This is a genomic window from Microbacterium pasadenense, from assembly GCF_047246565.1.
In the GTDB taxonomy this organism is placed as follows: Bacteria; Actinomycetota; Actinomycetes; order Actinomycetales; family Microbacteriaceae; genus Microbacterium.
In genome coordinates this window covers 830,390-845,502 of sequence record NZ_JBFOKN010000002.1, presented here as the reverse complement: position 1 = coordinate 845,502, position 15,113 = coordinate 830,390, and the positions used below count along the sequence as shown (strand labels likewise).

The following is a 15,113-nucleotide window of genomic DNA, read 5'->3' as shown; positions in this document are numbered from 1 at the left end:
GATTCGCGCCGTCCGGAAGGAGCATCGTGACCGACGAGAAGACGACCCCCGAGAACCCGGAGGAGCCGGAGTTCGCGTACGACGACGTTACCGACACGGCGGTGCGAGAGCCCGCGACCTCTGCGTACGGCGAGGCTGCACCCGCGGCCGAGCCGGTGCACGCCGAGACGGCCGACTACTCCGGACTGGACTCCTGGCAGCCGGAGAGCGCCGCCGGGCCGGCTTTCGCGGACGAGCCGACCACGCCGGACGAGTCGGGCGCGCCGGATGCCGCCTTCCCCGCCGCACACGGTGAGGACGGCGCCCCGCCGCAGTACGGCGTCGGGCCGTTCTCGCTGCGAGAGGTCACCCTGCTCGGGGTGTGGGCGCTGGCCTTCCTCTTCTCCTTCTTCCCGCTGTACGTCGACACCGACGTGAGCCGCCTCATCGGCGGGGGCGCGACGGTCTGGACGTCCGGCATCGACTGGGTGCTCGGCATCGCGGCACCCACCGTCGCAGTCTTCCTGATCGTGCTGCGTCGGTTCTCGCCGCAGGGGATCCGCCGGTTCGGGTCGCTGGGCATCGACCAGTTCGCGTCGGTCGCCTTCTCGGTGTCCGCCCTCGTGTGGCTGAGCTGGCTGTGGGGCAACATCGCCCGCGGCATCGACAGCGGCTTCTGGCTGAGCAGCTGGGTCGTCTGGGTCGAGGTCGTGCTGATGCTCGCCGGCGTCGCCCTCACGGTCGTCGCGCCGTTCATCCCGCCGTTCCACGAGGACTTCCTGCACCGTCACGAGTCGACCGCGCACCGCGTCGCGCGTGCGGCGCGTCCCGTCGTCGCCCGGCCGATCTCCGACGCCCGCTACACGATGGCTGCGCCGTCGGTCGATCCCGACCCGGCACCGTTCGGCGACCCGATCGACGAGAGCGAGCCGGCGCCGATCCCGGCTCCCGCCCACCAGGCGTTCTGGGCGCTCGCCCCGGTCGAGCGTGACGTCGTCGACGAGAACGGCATCCCTCTGTTCCGCATCGGACCGACCGCGTGGGCGCTCGTCATCGAGGACCGCGGCGACAGCTTCGTCGTGCGCCACGAGGACGGCCGGATCGGATACCTCACCGACGTCTCGGGCGTCACCCGCGGCTGACCTCCCGGTAATCTGGAAGGATGCTCCGCACGATCGACCTGCGCGGCCGCGCCACGTCCCCCAATGACCTGCTCGCGGCTGTGCCGCGCGCATCCGCAGCTCGAGACGAGGCCCTCGCCACGGCGGCGGCGATCGTCGCCGATGTCGCGGCCCGCGGCGAGGACGCCCTGCGCGAGCAGGCGTCCCGCTTCGACCGCGTCGACGGGCACGACGTCCGGGTCCCCGAGGCGCACCTCGACGAGGCGCTCGCCTCGCTGGACGCGGACATCCGGAGCGCCCTCGAGAAGGCGATCGATCGCGTCCGCCGCGCGTCGGCCGCCCAGGTCCCGCCGCCCGTCGTCACCGAGCTCGGGGCCGGCGCCCGCGTCGAGCAGCGGTGGCGTCCCGTCCGGCGCGTGGGCGTGTACGTCCCCGGCGGCAAGGCGGTGTACCCCTCGAGCGTCGTCATGAACGTCGTGCCCGCGCAGGTCGCCGGTGTCACCTCGGTGGCGCTCGCGTCGCCGCCGCAGCACGAGCACGGCGGGCGCGTGCACCCGGTGATCCTCGCCGCCGCCAGGCTTCTCGGGGTGACGGAGGTCTACGCGATGGGCGGCGCCGGGGCGATCGGAGCCTATGCGCACGGCGTCCCGGAACTGGGACTCGAACGCGTCGACGTGATCTCGGGCCCGGGCAACAACTTCGTGGCCCTCGCCAAGCGCGTCGTGGCGGGCATGGTCGGCACCGACTCCGAAGCCGGCGCGACCGAGATCCTCGTCGTCGCCGACGACTCCGCCGATGCCGATCTCGTGGCGGCAGACCTCGTCAGCCAGGCCGAGCACGACGAGCAGGCCGCGGCGGTGCTGGTGACGGCATCCGAGTCCCTCGCCTCGGCTGTGTCGGACGCGGTCGAGCGCCGCGCGGCGGCGACCCTGCACGCCGGCCGGATCGCGCAGGCCCTCGCCGGGCCGCAGTCCGCGATCGTCCTGGTCGACGACCTCGCGACGGCGACCGCGTTCAGCAACGCCTACGCCCCCGAGCACCTCGAGCTGCACCTGAGCGACCCCCGCGCCGAGGACTTCGTCAACGCCGGTGCCGTGTTCGTCGGGCCGTGGACGCCCGTCAGCCTGGGCGACTACCTCGCCGGCAGCAACCACGTGCTTCCCACCGGCGGCCAGGCGCGCTACGCGGCCGGGCTCTCGGCATCCACCTTCCTCCGCCCGCAGCAGGTCATCACCTACGACCGCGAGGCGCTGGCGGCGGTGCGCGACGACATCGTCACGCTCGCGACGGCCGAGGTGCTCCCCGCCCACGGCGAGGCCGTCACCGCGCGCTTCGAGGCATAGGCTGGAACCGAGATGCACTGTCCCTTCTGCCGCCATTCCGACTCCCGGGTCATCGACTCCCGGACGAGCGACGACGGCCTCAGCATCCGGCGTCGCCGCCAGTGCCCCGAATGCGGCGGCCGCTTCTCGACGATCGAGACCGCCAGCCTCAACGTGATCAAGCGGTCCGGGGTCGTCGAGCCCTTCAGTCGCGAGAAGGTCATGTCGGGCGTCCGGAAGGCATGTCAGGGCCGACCGGTGACCGAGGCGGACCTCGCGGTGCTCGCCCAGGCGGTCGAAGAGGCGGTCCGCCAGACGGGCACCTCGCAGATCGACACGAACGAGATCGGGCTGGCGATCCTCGGGCCGCTCCGCGAGCTCGACGAGATCGCCTACCTGCGCTTCGCCAGCGTCTACCAGGCGTTCGAGACGCTCGAGGACTTCGACGCCGCGATCGGGCAGCTGCGCGCGGACCAGGCCGCGAAGCTGCAGCGCACCGAGAGCTGACAACCGTCGCGTCGCCTTCACCGGGAGCGGCATCGGCGGAGCGCGAGCCGGCTCTAGGCTGGAGGCGATGTACCGCCTCCTCTTCGACCTCGTCCTCCGTCGCCTCGACCCCGAGAACGCGCACCACCTCGCGATGCCGGTGATCCGGCTCGCCGGGCGCCGTCCGCTGTCGTGGATCGTCCGCGCCCTCACTCGGCCGGCTCCGCAGCTGCGCACCGAGGCTCTCGGGCTCGTGTTCGACTCGCCGTTCGGTGTGGCCGCCGGCTTCGACAAGAACGCCGTCGCGGCGATGGGGCTGCACGCTCTCGGCTTCGGGCACATCGAAGTCGGCACGGTCACCGCGATCGCCCAGGAGGGCAATCCCCGCCCGCGCCTGTTCCGTCTCGTCGCGGATCGTGCGCTCATCAATCGGATGGGATTCAACAACCGGGGCGCCGCGGCTGCCGCGGAGCGCCTCCGCCGACTGCGCAGCCGGTCGTCACGTCCCGTCCTGGGTGCCAACATCGGCAAATCGCGCGTGGTCGACGTGGCGGACGCCACCGCCGACTACGTCGCGAGCACCCGCCTGGTGGCTCCCGTCGCGGACTACCTCGTCGTCAACGTGTCGTCGCCGAACACGCCGGGACTCCGCGGCCTGCAGGCGGCGGAGACCCTCCGGCCGCTCCTCGAGGCCGTGCGCGATGCCGCCGGCCGCACGCCGCTGCTCGTCAAGATCGCCCCCGACCTGGCCGACGACGAGATCGACGGCATCGCACGCCTCGCCGTGGACGCGGGGCTGGCCGGCCTCGTCGCGACGAACACGACGATCTCCCGCGACGGACTGTCGACGGATGCCGCATCGGTCGAGGCGATGGGAGCGGGCGGTCTCTCCGGTGCGCCGCTGAAGGCGCGCTCGCTCGAGGTGCTGCGTCGTGTGCGCGCCGCCGTCCCGCCCGACTTCTGCGTCATCGCCGCCGGGGGAGTCGAGACCGGAGCGGACGTCGCCGAGCGGCTCGCCGCTGGCGCCACCCTGGTGCAGGGCTACACGGCCTTCGCCTACCGCGGGCCGTTCTGGGCGCGCCAGATCAACCGCGAGCTCGCCCGCCTGACTGCCTGACCGTCCGCGGTCTCGCGGTAGGTCCGGCGCACATTAGAGTTCTCTCATCTACCACTGGGTGATGGGAACAACTCGATGAAAAAACTCTTGGCCGCGCCGGTCGTCTTCGCGACGATCACTGCGCTCTCGCTCACCGGCGCATCGGCGGCTGCCGCCGACGACGCCGCACCGGTGGTCGCATCGGTCACCGTGAGCGAGCCGTCCGTGCTGACGCTCCCCGCCGGCGATGGCGTCCGCGACACGACGACATTCGACGTTCGCTCGGACATCGCCACCACGGTCGCGCTTCAGCTCGTCGATCCCGCGGACGAGACCGTGGTCCGGGACCTGCCGAGCGTGACCCTGACGGATGAGAATCTGGTCGCCACGGTCGATCTGGATCTCAGCGGCGTGACGCGTGCCGGCGGATTCGCCCTGCGCGCGACCCCTGACGGCGGCGAGACCCAGTCGCGCAAGGTGATCGTCGGGTCGGGTCAGCCGCAGTTCGCCGTGATGTCGCTCGATCGGAGCGTCGTCTACACCTACAAGAAGGCGGTGGCGCGATCGGCCGTCGCGAAGGTCTACGCCCGGGACGAGACCGGACTCACGATTCCGTTCTCCGGGACCGTCACGGCCGCCGTCGGGAAGAAGAAGGTGACGCACGCGGTGGCGTCCTCGACCGGCGCCTCCACCAAGACGACCGTCACTGGTTCCTCGCTCGCGGTGGGGACGGCGAAGCTCGTCTTCACGGCCCGGGCGCAGGGGGCGTCGGCGATGGCGAAGGCGTCGCTGACCGTCACGAACGTCGCGGTGACGAAGACGGCGATCACCGCATCAGCCCGGACCCTGTACCCGACGAAGGACGGCTACCTCGACGCCACACGGTTCAGCGTGTCCAGCGCCTCCAGCACCGGCGACACCGTCAAGACCTCGGGAGCTGTGAAGGTGACCAGGAAGGGCAAGACGGTCGCGTCGTGGAAGCTGACGTCATCGAAGAAGTGGTCCGCGACGTGGAACGGCAAGGTGAAGGGCAAGGTCGTTCCCGGCACCTACGCCGTGAAGGTGTCGATGAAGGGTCCCGAAGGTGCCACGAAGACCGCCTCCACATCGGTGACCGTCAAGGCAGGAAAGCTCGTCACGAAGACGACGAAGAAGACCTACACCGCCGCTTCGATCCTCAAGAGGTATACGCCTCTCGACGCCGATGAGCTCGGCCTCTGCGAGATCTACGGCGGCACGGTCGGGTGCCTCGGCTTCGATGCCTACTTCGGAGAAGATGTGATCTCGCTGCTCTCCTTCGGCACCGTGTCCGTACCGAGCGCGGTCGTGAAGGCTGAGAAGTACGGCGGCGCGAAGGTGAAGATGTCGCTCCGGGCGTCGGACATCGCCGGTGAAGCAGTGTGGGGGTATGGGCCCGAGTCCGACCCGACGAAGAAGCTCACCACCATGCAGATCGGCTCGTCGTCGGCAGGGTGGCTGGGGCTGCCTCCTTCGACCAGACGACTCGGGGTCGCCGCGGCCACGGCGGAGTACAGCTACTTCTTCGCTGAGAGCGTCACGGTCACCTACAGCTACAAGGTGATGAGCACGTAACGCATCGCGCAACGACGAAGGCCCCGCACCTCACCGGTGCGGGGCCTTTCTCGTGTACGGGGTCAGGCGGGGTACTGACCGCGCTTGACCTGCGGCTTGGGGAGGCGCATGAACCGCATCTGCACCGAGCGCATCGCGGCGTACCAGCCGAGGCCCTTCTCGCGGCGGTCGCCCCACTTCTCCTTCGCGAGCTTCTTGACCTTCCGGCTCAGCAGCACCATGTCCGCCACGACGAAGAGGATGAAGGCCCACAGCCCGAGGTAGGCGTAGAACACGACCGCGTTGATCTGGATCAGCGAGATGAGGATGACGAGCACCAGGAGCGGCATGACCAGCTCGCCGAAGTGCCATCCGGCATCCGTGTAATCGCGGGCGAACTTGCGCTGAGGTCCGCGGTCGCGGGGCGTGAGGTAACGCTCCTCGCCGTTGGCCATGCCGACGCGGGCCTTCTCGCGCTGTGCCGCGAGTTCGGCCTTCGCCCGCGCGCGGGCCTCCTTGGTGTTGGCGACGAGGGGGCGCCTGCGGGCCGCCTCGCGCTCGGCGCGCGTCGGCGTCGGGCGGTTCTTGCCGGGCCCGCTGGGGACGTCGGGAGCGGTATCGGCGGGAGGCGGTGTCTTGGCCACGGGGGAGGGTCCTCGGTTCGACGAAAGGCGTGCCCCATAAGATTACCCGCATGACCTCCGACACCACCCGCTCCGAGGCGGTTCGCGACGCAGGCCTCGCCGCCGTGCCCGCCGCGATCGCCGATCTGGGCGCCCTCGTGCGCATTCCGTCCGTCGCCTTCCCGGGATTCGACCGAGCCGAGGTGGAGCGCAGCGCTGCCGCGGTGAAGGAGCTCGTCGAGGGGATCGGCATCTTCGAGCGCGTCGAGGTGAAGACCGCCGTGGTGCCCGAGACCGGTGCCGAGGGGATGCCCGCGGTGCTGGCCACGCGCGCCGCCCGCAACGGCCGACCCACGATCCTGCTGTACGCGCACCACGACGTCCAGCCCGCCGGCGACGAGGAGCTGTGGGAGTCGCCGCCGTTCGAGCCGACGGTCCGCGACGGGCGGATCTACGGGCGGGGCGCCGCCGACGACAAGGCGGGCATCATGGCGCACATCGGATCGCTCCGTGCGCTGACCGAGGTGCTGGGATCCGACTTCGATCTCGGCGTCAATCTGTTCTTCGAGGGCGAGGAGGAGGCCGGTTCCGCATCCTTCGCCTCGTTCCTCAGCGACAACGCCGACGCCCTGCGCGCGGATGTCATCGTCGTGGCCGACTCCGGGAACTGGGATGCCACCACCCCGGCGCTCACCGTGTCCCTGCGCGGCAACGTCCGCTTCACGCTCGATGTCGAGACGCTGGAGCACGCGTCGCACTCGGGCATGTTCGGCGGCGCCGTCCCGGACGCGATGATGGCGACGGTGCGCCTGCTCAGCACGCTGTGGGACGAGGACGGCGCCGTCGCGGTCGCGGGACTGACCGCGCGCGAGGCCGCGACCCCGGACTACGACGAGGCCACCCTCCGCAGCGAGGCGGGGCTCCCGGACGGGGTCTCGCCGATCGGCCGCGACGAGATCCTCAGCCGGATCTGGAACAAGCCGTCGATCACCGTCACGGGCATCGACGCTCCGAGCGTCCGCAACGCCTCGAACACCCTCAGCCCGAAGGTCTCCGTCGTCATCAGCACCCGTGTCGCCCCGGGCCAGGACGCCCGGAGCGCCTTCGCGGCGATCGAGGAGCACCTGCGGAAGAACGCGCCCTTCGGAGCGCGCCTCGCCTTCCGCGACCTCGACTTCGGCGACCCGTTCCTGGTGGACACGAGCGGGTGGGCCGTCGCGCAGGCGCGGGATGCCCTCGCCGCCGGCTACGGCAAAGAGCCGGTGGACATCGGCGTCGGCGGCTCCATCCCGTTCATCGCGGACCTCGTCCGCGAGTTCCCCGGTGCGCAGATCCTCGTCACCGGAGTCGAGGACCCGCACGCACGCGCCCACAGCCCGAACGAATCGCTGCACATCGAGACGTTCCGCAATGCGCTCGTGTCGGAGGCGCTGTTGCTGGAAAGCCTCGACGCGACAGCCCGGTGAGGATTGCTCGGCGTAGAATCGGTGGAGTACGCCGCCCCCGCTTCTGCAGAGCACTGGCGGCCCGAACACGGGGAGAGTCATGACCGACATCGCCACGCCCATCACCACCGAAGCGCCCGCCCACGGCGTCGGCCTCACCGAGGCCGCAGCCGCCAAGGTGAAGAGCCTCCTCCAGCAGGAGAACCGCGACGACCTGCGCCTGCGGGTCGCCGTCCAGCCCGGCGGATGCTCGGGCCTCATCTACCAGCTCTACTTCGACGAGCGCTACCTCGACGGCGACCAGACGGTCGACTTCGACGGCGTCGAGGTGATCGTGGACGACATGTCCGTCCCCTATCTCGACGGCGCGAAGATCGACTTCAAGGACACGATCTCCGAGCAGGGCTTCACGATCGACAACCCCAACGCCGCCGGCAGCTGCGCCTGCGGCGACAGCTTCCACTGACAGAACCCGGGCCCCTCACTTTCGGCCGGGCATCCTGGAGGGATGGCCGGAATCGCTTGAGAGGGTGCCCTAGACTGGCATGAGTCTGACCTTCATGTCCCCGAAAGGTGCACCGTGCGCGTCAACCGCCGAGTTCGTTGGGCCGTCATTCCGCTCGGGATCGCTACGGCGATCTCGCTGGCGGCGTGCAGCCCGACCACAGCGAACGGCTTCCTCCCCGGCTTCGACGCAGAAGGGGGTCAGGCGACCAACCAGACGTCGATGATCGCCGGCCTGTGGACCACGTCCTGGATCGTCGTCCTCGTCGTGGGTCTCATCACCTGGGCGCTGATGGGCTTCGCAGCCATCGCGTACCGTCGCCGCAAGGGGCAGTCCGGCCTCCCGGTGCAGCTGCGCTACAACATGCCGATCGAGATGTTCTTCACGATCGCGCCGGTCATCCTCGTCCTGGGCTTCTTCGCCTTCACGGCGCGCGACCAGTCCATCCTGGAGACGCAGTACGACGAGCCGGACGTCTGCATCACGGCCATCGGCAAGCAGTGGGCCTGGGACTTCCAGTACAACGGCAGCGACTGCGAGGAGAGCGAAGGCTCCGTCTGGAGCATGGGTGTCCAGGCGCAGACCGACGAGCAGGGCAACGTGATCAACGAGATCCCCGAGCTCGTCCTGCCGGTCGATCAGACCGTCAAGATCAAGCTCGAGTCGCGCGACGTCATCCACTCCTTCTGGATCATCGACTTCCTCTACAAGAAGGACATGATCCCCGAGCACGACAACTACTGGTCGTTCACGCCCACCAAGGAGGGCGAGTTCGCCGGCAAGTGCGCCGAGCTCTGCGGGCAGTACCACTCGATGATGCTCTTCAACGTGAAGGTCGTCTCCGAGACCGAATACGAGGACTACCTCGCAACGCTCGAGGCCGCCGGGCAGACCGGCGACATCAGCGACGTCTACGACCGTCTGCAGAACGCGCCCGGAACCGACGGCGCGAGCACCGCTGAGGGAGAGCAGAACTGATGGCCACCATCACACCCCCCGCTCCGACCCTGCCTCCCCGACAGGCCGCTCTGCTGAGCAGCAGCCGGGTTGAGAACAAGGGCAACATCATCGTCAAGTGGATCACCTCCACTGACCACAAGACCATCGGGTACATGTACCTGATCGCGTCGGTGCTGTTCTTCATGCTCGGTGGCGTCATGGCGCTCATCATCCGCGCCGAGCTGTTCGAGCCCGGCATGCAGGTCGTGCCGACCAAGGAGCAGTACAACCAGCTCTTCACGATGCACGGCACGATCATGCTGCTCATGTTCGCGACGCCGCTGTTCGCCGGTTTCGCCAACGCGCTGCTGCCGCTGCAGATCGGTGCTCCCGACGTGGCGTTCCCGCGTCTGAACGCCTTCGCGTTCTGGCTGTTCTCCTTCGGATCGCTGATCGCCGTCGCCGGATTCCTCACCCCGCAGGGTGCGGCGTCCTTCGGGTGGTTCGCCTATCAGCCGCTCGCCAACGAGACATTCTCACCGGGTGCCGGTGGCGACCTCTGGATGCTCGGCCTCGGCATGAGCGGTTTCGGCACGATCCTCGGTGCGGTGAACTTCATCACCACGATCATGACGATGCGCGCCCCCGGTATGACGATGTGGCGCATGCCGATCTTCAGCTGGAACACCCTCGTCACGAGCATCCTGATCCTGATGGCGTTCCCGGTGCTGGCTGCCGCGATCCTGGCCGCCGCCGCAGACCGGATCCTCGGCGCTCACATCTACGATCCCGCCAACGGCGGTCCGCTCCTGTGGCAGCACCTGTTCTGGTTCTTCGGACACCCTGAGGTCTACATCATCGCGCTGCCGTTCTTCGGCATCGTGTCGGAGATCTTCCCGGTCTTCAGCCGCAAGCCGATCTTCGGCTACAAGACGCTCGTGTACGCGACCATCGCGATCGCCGCGCTGTCGGTCTCGGTGTGGGCGCACCACATGTACGTGACCGGTGGCGTGCTGCTGCCGTTCTTCGCGCTCATGACGATGCTGATCGCCGTGCCTACGGGCGTGAAGATCTTCAACTGGATCGGCACGATGTGGCGCGGCTCGATCACCTTCGAGACGCCCATGGTCTTCGCCCTCGGCTTCCTGGTGTCGTTCGTGTTCGGCGGTCTGACGGGCATCATCCTGTCGTCGCCGCCCCTCGACTTCCACGTGTCGGACTCGTACTTCGTCGTCGCCCACTTCCACTACGTGGTGTTCGGCACTGTCGTGTTCGCGATGTTCGCCGGCTTCTACTTCTGGTGGCCGAAGTGGACCGGCAAGATGCTGAACGAGCGCCTCGGCCTCGTGCACTTCTGGCTGCTCTTCATCGGCTTCCACATGACGTTCCTCATCCAGCACTGGCTGGGTGCGGACGGCATGGTGCGCCGGTACGCGGACTACTCGTACGCGGACGGCTGGACCTGGCAGAACCAGCTGTCGACGGTCGGATCGATGATCCTCGCCGCGTCGATGGTGCCCTTCCTGCTGAACGTGTGGCTCACCGCCCGCACGGCGCCGAAGGTGACCGTCAACGACCCGTGGGGCTACGGCGGCTCGCTCGAGTGGGCGACCAGCTGCCCGCCGCCGCGCCACAACTTCACGTCGATCCCGCGCATCCGCAGTGAGCGCCCCGCGTTCGACCTGAATCACCCCGAGGCGGGAATCCCTGTCGGTGTCGGCCCCGCGAAGGACGCGCCCGACGCGCCCGTCGTGGATCTCTCGAACGGTGAGGTCAAGTAAGTGCGCGCCAACGTCAACCTGTGGTGGATCCTCTGCGCCTTCTTCGGTCTGGTCGCGATCACCTACACGCTGTGGAACATCATCGCGAACCCGGACCTGCCGTGGTTCAACGCGACGGAGTGGGTCGGATCGGTCGCCCTCCTCTTCCTGGTGGCCATGAGCGCACTGATCGCGTTCTACGCGTCCCGGGTCGAGCGCGCGCAGGGCGGCGTCCTGCCGGAGGACTCGCTCACGGCGGACATCGACGACGGCGACCCTGAGCTCGGGGAGTTCTCGCCGTGGTCGTGGTGGCCGATCGTGCTCGCCGCCTCGGCCGCCGTCTTCATGATCGGCATGGCGGTCGGGACGTTCATGATCCCGATCGGCGTCGCGATCTTCGTGGTCGCGATCGTGGGCTGGGTCTACGAGTACTACCGCGGGTACTTCGCGCGCTGAGGACACCTCGATCCGAGTGCAGGCAGGGTTCTGTCCCGACGATGGCGGTTGCCGTGACGTCGAGCAGGACCCTGCCTTCACTGTTTCTGGGAGCGGCGTCGCCGACGGGATCTGATCCGAGGCCGTTCGATCGCCGCAGGCGCCTCGGGTGACGCCCATCGGTGATCCGCCCGGTCTCCTGACGCCGTGCGGCGGAAGCGGCTGCTGCATCCGGACAGCCGCTTCCCGGCCGCGGCGGAGAGAAGCCGCCGGCATCCACTCCGCTGCGAGGGCGAGGCTCCCGAGACCGCACCGTTCGCGCCCGCCCGGTCCTGCGCGATCGCGCCGGCGCTCGTGTGCCCCCTGAGGCGCCGCTGAGCTCAGGAGCGGACCGACATGACCAGCGGGTCGAAGATGCGGGGGAGCGCGCCGTCGGCGCCCTCGACGGGGAGCCCCTCGCGTGCCCAGTACTCGTAGCCGCCGATCATCTCCCGGACGCGGTAACCGAGGGTGGCGAACTCGACAGCCGCCTTCGCGCCGGCGTTGCAGCCGGGGCTCCAGCAGTACACCACGACGGGGCGATCGAGCGGGATCTCCTGCAGAGCCCGGCGGGCGATGTCGCGGTAGGGCATGTGCACCGCCCCGACGGCGTGCCCCTGCGCCCAGGCATCGGTACTGCGGACGTCGACCAGGACGGACGGGTCGCCGGCCCGCTGGGCGGCGTACACGTCACTGGCATCCGTCTCGTGGCGCAGCTTCTGCGAGAAGTAGGAGAGGGCGTCAGGCGCTGTCGTCATGCATCCGACGCTACGGGACGACGAAAGCGGCGAGGCCCGACCTCTCGGTCAGACCTCGCCGCTTTCCTGCCAGTGAGGGTCACTCGTCCTTGTCGGTCGAGTCCTTCTTGTCCTTCTTCGGCTTGGTGCCGCTGTCCGCGTCGTCCGGCACGATGACGTTCGACGGGCGGTTCGCCGTCTCGCTGTTGTGCCCGTCGTCGATCGGGTGGAGGGGAGCCTCGGGAACACCGGCGCGCTCGTGAGCGCCGCGGAGCTCCGCGTTCTCCTCCTCCTCGATGTGGTCGAGCTCGTGGTGCTGGTGCGCCACCGCGGCCTCGATCTCACTCTGGGTGACGGGCGACAGCCGGTCCTCGAAGAACCAGCGGGAGATCCCCGCACGCAGGTTCTGGTGCCACGGGATGCGGCCCTTGGCGTTCGGACGCACCACGAGCGGCTCGTGGATCTCGAAGTCGATCAGCTTGATCCGCTCGTACGCGTCGACCGGCTGGTGGACCTCGATGTACTCGCCACCGGGGAGGCGGACGATGCGTCCCGACTCATAGCCGTGCAGCGCGATCTCGCGGTCCTTCTTCTGCAGCGCGAGCGCGATCCGCTTCGTGACGAAGTAGCCGACGATCGGGCCGATGAACAGCAGCGCCTGCAGTGCGTGGATGACGCCTTCCATCGTGAGCGAGAAGTGCGTCGCGATGATGTCCGAGGATGCCGCTGCCCAGAGGACTGCGTAGAACACGACGCCGGCGACGCCGATCGCGGTGCGGGTCGGCGCGTGACGGGGACGCTGCGCGATGTGGTGCTCGCGCTTGTCACCCGTGATCCACGCCTCGATGAACGGGTAGATCGCGACGAGGACGATGAACAGCCCCAGCACGACGAGCGGAAGGAGGATGCCGAACGACCACGTGTTGTTGAACAGGACGATGTCCAGGTTCGACGGTGCCAGACGCAGCGCGCCGTCCGCGAAGCCGATGTACCAGTCGGGCTGGGTTCCAGCGGACACGGGGGAGGGGTCGTACGGACCGTACGCCCAGATCGGGTTGATCGTGAACAGGGACGCGATCAGCACGATCACACCGAACGTGATGAACAGGAAGCCGCCCATCTTCGACATGTAGATCGGCACCATCGGGTAGCCCACGACGTTGTCGTTGGTGCGGCCCGGGCCGGCGAACTGCGTGTGCTTGTTGATGATCATCAGCATCAGGTGCACCACGAGGAGCCCGATGAGGATGAGCGGAAGCAGCAGGATGTGCAGGGTGTACAGGCGTCCGACGATCGCGTTGCCGGGGAACTCGCCGCCGAAGAGGAGGTACGAGGTCCACGTGCCGATGAGCGGGATGCCCTTGACCATGCCGTCGATGATCCGGAGGCCGTTGCCCGAGAGCAGGTCGTCGGGCAGCGAGTAGCCGGTGAAGCCCTCTGCCAGCGCGAGGATGAAGAGGATGAAGCCGACGACCCAGTTCAGCTCGCGCGGCTTGCGGAACGCGCCCGTGAAGTAGATGCGCAGCATGTGCACACCGATCGAGGCGATGAACAGGAGCGCTGCCCAGTGGTGCATCTGCCGGACGAGCAGGCCGCCCCGCAGATCGAACGAGATGTGCAGCGTCGACTCTAGGGCCGCGGACATCTCGATGCCGCGCATCGGGATGTAGGCGCCGTCGTAGTGCGTCGGGGCCATCGACGCCTCGAAGAAGAACGTCAGGAATGTCCCCGAGAGGAAGACGACGACGAAGCTCCACAGCGCGATCTCGCCGAGCATGAAGGACCAGTGGTCGGGGAAGATCTTCCGCCCGAGTTCCTTCATCAGGCCCGAGATGCTGGTGCGCTCGTCGAGGTAGTTGGCGGTGGCGCCGATGAAGCGGCCACCGAGGGGCTTGTCGGCCGGCTTCGCGGCGGATGCCGGCGCGGACTCAGTCGCGGTGCTCAATGACGCTCCCAGAAGCTCGGCCCGACGGGCTCTTCGAAGTCGCTCTTGGCGACGAGGTAGCCCTCAGCATCCACTTCGATCGGCAGCTGGGGGAGCGGTCGCGCGGCCGGTCCGAAGATGACTTCGGCGCCGCGCGACACGTCGAACTGCGACTGGTGGCAGGGGCAGAGGAGGTGGTGGGTCTGCTGCTCGTACAACGCGACGGGGCAGCCGACGTGCGTGCAGACCTTCGAGTACGCGACGATCCCGTCGTACGTCCAGTCGAGGCGGTTGTGCTCCGCCGGCAGCTGCTCGGGGAGGAGGCGCATCAGGAGGACGATGGCCTTGGCCTTCTCCTCGAGGTAGCCGTCGTGGTGGTCGAGCTCGGCGAGCGACTCCGGGATCACGTGGACAGCCGACCCGAGGGCGACGTCCGCCGCGCGGATGGGCAGACCGGAGGGGTCGTGCGCGAGGCGCTCGCCCTTCGTCCACATGGTGTGCTTCAGGAGCGCGACCGGGTCGCCGGCGAGCGGGTGCTCTTCGGAGCCGTGCGGCGCGAGGCCGCGGAAGAGGGTGACGCCGGGGATGATCGAGGCGACCAGGGCGGCGATGAGCGAGCCGCGGATGGCGGTGCGACGCCCGAAGCCGGACTCCTCGTTCGCCTCGCGGAACACGTTGACGGCGGCCTCGCGCGTGACCTCGGTGCCCCGGGTCGCGTGACGGAGCTCGATGTGCTCCCGGTCCGGCATGATCGCCTTGGCCCAGTGGATGGCGCCGATGCCGATGGCCAGGAGTGCGAACCCGATGCCCAGACCGATGAAGAGGTTGTTGTTGCGGATGTCGCCGAACTGGCCGCTCTCGATGGGGAAGAGCATGTAGGCGGCGACCGCCCAGAGGCTCGCCGCGAGCGAGATGTAGAACAGGGTGTAGACGGTCCGGACGGCGCGCTTCATCGCAGCCGGATCCTTGTCGGTCATCCGCTCGCGGTGGGGCGGCAGGCCCGGGTTCTGCACGGGGTCGGTCACCGCGACGGCGAGTCCCGATGGGGCCGGATGTGCGGCCCTCTCGAGCTCGAGCGGCTCTTCCTCGTGTGACATTGTGCTCCTCGCCTTGAAATTCTCTACGTCAGT

14 protein-coding genes are annotated in these 15,113 nt (G+C 68.7%); 10 read left to right on the top strand and 4 right to left on the bottom strand.

The features are described from left to right. The first annotated feature begins 26 nt into the window (after nt 1–26). The 5 genes from AB3M83_RS10240 (at nt 27) to AB3M83_RS10220 (ending at nt 5,597) form a co-directional block, all read left to right on the top strand. On the top strand, nt 27–1,121 hold the full coding sequence (locus AB3M83_RS10240) for a hypothetical protein (protein WP_412947713.1): 1,095 nt from the start codon (nt 27–29) through the stop codon (nt 1,119–1,121). 20 nt (nt 1,122–1,141) lie between these two features. Continuing rightward, nucleotides 1,142–2,443 carry a histidinol dehydrogenase gene (hisD, locus tag AB3M83_RS10235; protein ID WP_412947712.1) on the top strand — a complete coding sequence of 434 codons (1,302 nt, stop codon included), beginning with the start codon at nt 1,142–1,144 and terminating at the stop codon, nt 2,441–2,443. 12 nt (nt 2,444–2,455) lie between these two features. Then, complete coding sequence (gene nrdR, locus AB3M83_RS10230) at nt 2,456–2,929, top strand: transcriptional regulator NrdR (protein WP_412947710.1); 474 nt, start codon at nt 2,456–2,458, stop codon at nt 2,927–2,929. Nucleotides 2,930–2,996: 67 nt separating this feature from the next. Next, nucleotides 2,997–4,025, top strand: a complete 1,029-nt coding sequence (locus AB3M83_RS10225; RefSeq protein ID WP_412947708.1) for a quinone-dependent dihydroorotate dehydrogenase — start codon at nt 2,997–2,999, stop codon at nt 4,023–4,025. 75 nt (nt 4,026–4,100) lie between these two features. Next, nucleotides 4,101–5,597: a hypothetical protein gene (locus AB3M83_RS10220; RefSeq protein WP_412947706.1), complete on the top strand. Its 1,497-nt coding sequence runs from the start codon at nt 4,101–4,103 to the stop codon at nt 5,595–5,597. A gap of 62 nt (nt 5,598–5,659) precedes the next feature. Here the strand turns inward: AB3M83_RS10220 and AB3M83_RS10215 are convergent, their stop codons facing one another. After that, the gene (locus AB3M83_RS10215; RefSeq protein WP_412947704.1) at nt 5,660–6,220 is read right to left on the bottom strand and encodes a DUF3043 domain-containing protein; all 561 of its coding nucleotides are present in this window, start codon (nt 6,218–6,220) and stop codon (nt 5,660–5,662) included. A gap of 50 nt (nt 6,221–6,270) precedes the next feature. On the opposite strand from AB3M83_RS10215, the gene AB3M83_RS10210 reads away from it, so the two are divergent. The 5 genes from AB3M83_RS10210 to AB3M83_RS10190 all read left to right on the top strand — a co-directional run bounded on the left by AB3M83_RS10210 (nt 6,271) and on the right by AB3M83_RS10190 (nt 11,304). Then, nucleotides 6,271–7,665, top strand: a complete 1,395-nt coding sequence (locus AB3M83_RS10210; protein WP_412947702.1) for a dipeptidase — start codon at nt 6,271–6,273, stop codon at nt 7,663–7,665. 79 nt (nt 7,666–7,744) lie between these two features. Further along, nucleotides 7,745–8,110, top strand: coding sequence for an iron-sulfur cluster insertion protein ErpA (gene erpA, locus AB3M83_RS10205; protein ID WP_412947701.1), 366 nt, complete (start codon nt 7,745–7,747; stop codon nt 8,108–8,110). A gap of 114 nt (nt 8,111–8,224) precedes the next feature. Beyond that, nucleotides 8,225–9,127: an aa3-type cytochrome oxidase subunit II gene (ctaC, locus tag AB3M83_RS10200; RefSeq protein WP_412947700.1), complete on the top strand. Its 903-nt coding sequence runs from the start codon at nt 8,225–8,227 to the stop codon at nt 9,125–9,127. Then, on the top strand, nt 9,127–10,869 hold the full coding sequence (gene ctaD / locus AB3M83_RS10195) for an aa3-type cytochrome oxidase subunit I (protein WP_412947699.1): 1,743 nt from the start codon (nt 9,127–9,129) through the stop codon (nt 10,867–10,869). Before ctaC ends, ctaD begins: the two co-directional genes overlap by 1 nt. Further along, entirely contained in the window at nt 10,870–11,304 is a 435-nt protein-coding gene (locus tag AB3M83_RS10190; RefSeq protein ID WP_412947697.1) for a cytochrome c oxidase subunit 4, read from the top strand. It begins immediately after the preceding gene. A gap of 359 nt (nt 11,305–11,663) precedes the next feature. On the opposite strand, the gene AB3M83_RS10185 is transcribed toward AB3M83_RS10190, so the two are convergent. The 3 genes from AB3M83_RS10185 to qcrA all read right to left on the bottom strand — a co-directional run bounded on the left by AB3M83_RS10185 (nt 11,664) and on the right by qcrA (nt 15,080). Further along, nucleotides 11,664–12,080, bottom strand: a complete 417-nt coding sequence (locus AB3M83_RS10185; protein ID WP_412947696.1) for a rhodanese-like domain-containing protein — start codon at nt 12,078–12,080, stop codon at nt 11,664–11,666. Between the two features lie 79 nt (nt 12,081–12,159). Further along, a complete protein-coding gene (qcrB, locus tag AB3M83_RS10180; protein ID WP_412947694.1) occupies nt 12,160–14,004 on the bottom strand; it encodes a cytochrome bc1 complex cytochrome b subunit in 1,845 nt (614 codons plus the stop codon). Next, entirely contained in the window at nt 14,001–15,080 is a 1,080-nt protein-coding gene (qcrA, locus tag AB3M83_RS10175) for a cytochrome bc1 complex Rieske iron-sulfur subunit (protein ID WP_412947693.1), read from the bottom strand. The genes qcrB and qcrA overlap by 4 nt, the downstream gene beginning before the upstream one ends. Between the last annotated feature and the right edge of the window lie 33 nt (nt 15,081–15,113).

Excerpts from the sequence above, each read along its gene's own strand:
- hisD (WP_412947712.1), top strand. The coding sequence starts at position 1,142 with ATGCTCCGCACGATCGACCTGCGCGGCCGCGCCACGTCCCCCAATGAC.
- nrdR (WP_412947710.1), top strand. The coding sequence starts at position 2,456 with ATGCACTGTCCCTTCTGCCGCCATTCCGACTCCCGGGTCATCGACTCC.
- AB3M83_RS10225 (WP_412947708.1), top strand. The coding sequence starts at position 2,997 with ATGTACCGCCTCCTCTTCGACCTCGTCCTCCGTCGCCTCGACCCCGAG.
- AB3M83_RS10220 (WP_412947706.1), top strand. The coding sequence starts at position 4,101 with ATGAAAAAACTCTTGGCCGCGCCGGTCGTCTTCGCGACGATCACTGCG.
- AB3M83_RS10210 (WP_412947702.1), top strand. The coding sequence starts at position 6,271 with ATGACCTCCGACACCACCCGCTCCGAGGCGGTTCGCGACGCAGGCCTC.
- erpA (WP_412947701.1), top strand. The coding sequence starts at position 7,745 with ATGACCGACATCGCCACGCCCATCACCACCGAAGCGCCCGCCCACGGC.
- ctaD (WP_412947699.1), top strand. The coding sequence starts at position 9,127 with ATGGCCACCATCACACCCCCCGCTCCGACCCTGCCTCCCCGACAGGCC.
- AB3M83_RS10185 (WP_412947696.1), bottom strand. The coding sequence starts at position 12,080 with ATGACGACAGCGCCTGACGCCCTCTCCTACTTCTCGCAGAAGCTGCGC.
- qcrA (WP_412947693.1), bottom strand. The coding sequence starts at position 15,080 with ATGTCACACGAGGAAGAGCCGCTCGAGCTCGAGAGGGCCGCACATCCG.